This is a genomic window from Streptomyces sp. NPDC002130 (genome assembly GCF_040296465.1).
GTDB lineage: Bacteria > Actinomycetota > Actinomycetes > Streptomycetales > Streptomycetaceae > Streptomyces.
Window position 1 is genome coordinate 1 of record NZ_JBEOXI010000688.1, and the last position, 1712, is coordinate 1712.

2 protein-coding genes and 1 pseudogene are annotated in these 1712 nt (G+C 62.4%); all 3 read left to right on the plus strand.

Annotation, left to right across the window (positions count from 1 at the left end):
- On the plus strand, window positions 1–384 hold a 384-nt coding region (locus tag ABT116_RS44445), incomplete at its 5' end, for a cupin domain-containing protein (protein ID WP_351646593.1).
- A gap of 133 nt (window positions 385–517) precedes the next feature.
- Window positions 518–1363, plus strand: coding sequence for a carbon-nitrogen hydrolase family protein (locus ABT116_RS44450; protein ID WP_351646595.1), 846 nt, complete (start codon window positions 518–520; stop codon window positions 1361–1363).
- A pseudogene (locus tag ABT116_RS44455) lies at window positions 1360–1659 on the plus strand (NAD(P)-binding protein); the annotation flags it as partial. The gene ABT116_RS44450 and the pseudogene ABT116_RS44455, both read left to right, overlap by 4 nt.
- Window positions 1660–1712 lie beyond the last annotated feature (53 nt).

Below are 1712 nucleotides of genomic sequence, written 5' to 3' on the forward strand. Positions count from 1 at the left end.
GCCGATGCCATGCCGCAAATCAGCTTCGGCGGCGAAAAGATGACGGAATACCTGCTCACGCCTACCAACGAGCGTCGAATTCAGGTGCTGCTCGGCGAGCTGGAACCAGGCGGCGGAAGTGGTCAGGAGTTCTACAGTCTGCCGATCGACGTGAACTTCGTGCACGTGCTCGAGGGCGGCTTGCGGGTCTCGTTCGAGGGCGGTCGGACGGATCCGAACGGTGAGGCCGTCGACGCCGAGGACGTCGTGCTTGCGGCGGGCGATTCCTTCACATTCACGCCGACGCACAACCATAGTTTTCAGGCCGAAGGCTCGGTTCTGGCGAAGGTTCTGTGGGTCTTGAATCCGGCATTGCCGGAAGGGCCCCGCGCGTCGTCTTCGTGAGGCTCGAATCCGTGAATGTTGATTCTTAGGAAACAAGAGTTGACATGATTGGCGGCACCCGTCACGCTGGTAGTTGTCCCCGTCACACACACCGTCGAAAATTGGCGTCACGGAACTCCTGAAGGAGCGCACCATGCATGTCGATTCAGTTCGAGTTGGCCTGTTCCAAGGTCCGCTCACTACACCGGACACCTTTGCGTCGGTGGAGTTCAACCTCGCTGCGATCGACACCGCTGCCCGTGAGGCTGCTGAGTCCGGCGCGAGGATCCTTCTGACGCCGGAGATGTCCGCAACCGGCTACGACATCGGCGAACTGGTGTCGCTACGCGCGGAACCGGCCGACGGCCCGATCTTCGATTCCGTCGCCGCGATTGCTCGAAGTGCGGGCATCGCAGTCGTCTACGGCTACCCCGAACTCGACGGGGGAGATGTCTACAACAGTGTGCAGGTGGTGGGCCGCGACGGCACCTCGCTTGCGCACTACCGCAAGACGCATCTGTTCGGCACGCTCGACCGTGAGCACTTTCGGCCAGGTGAGACCTTGGTGGTCGGGTTCGATTTCGAGGGTATCCGCTGCGGATTGTTGATCTGCTACGACGTGGAGTTTCCCGAAGCGGTTCGGGCACACGCCGACGCCGGTACCGAATGGCTCATCGTGCCGACAGGCTTGATGACTCCTTACGAACACATTGCGCAGCAAGTGGTTCCGGCCCGCGCCTACGAGAGTCAGATGTTCGTCACCTACGTCAATCGCTGCGGTGCCGAAACCGAGCTGACCTACTGCGGTCTCTCGTGCGCCATCGCACCAGACGGTGCCGAGTTGGCGAGGGCCGGCGGCGACCAGGAATTGCTCTTCGCGGACATCGCCGCCGCCACCGTCGCGCAATCGCGCACTCTCAATACACATCTCGACGATCGACGCCTCGATCTGTATCCAGACCTTCCTGTCACGACTGTCTCCAAGGAGAACCGTAGATGACCATCCCAGTAGCTCCGGACAGTTCCTCGGAACCCGGCAAGCAGCCGCCCCTCACGATGTTCGGACCGGATTTTCCGTTCCCGTACGACGACTACGTTTCCAGTCCGGCGGGACTCGGCTCGGTGCCCGACCTGGCACTGGGTACCGAGGTTGCCGTGATCGGTGGCGGACTCTCCGGCATGATCGCGGCCTACGAGTTGCTCAAGATCGGTCTCAAACCGATTGTCTACGAAGCCGATCAGATCGGCGGCCGGATGCGGTCGGTCGAGTTCGACGGGCACCCCGGGGCCTCGACCTGGACGGCCTGGAGCGCCTGGAACGCTTCGTGAGCGGCCTGCGCGCCGGCACG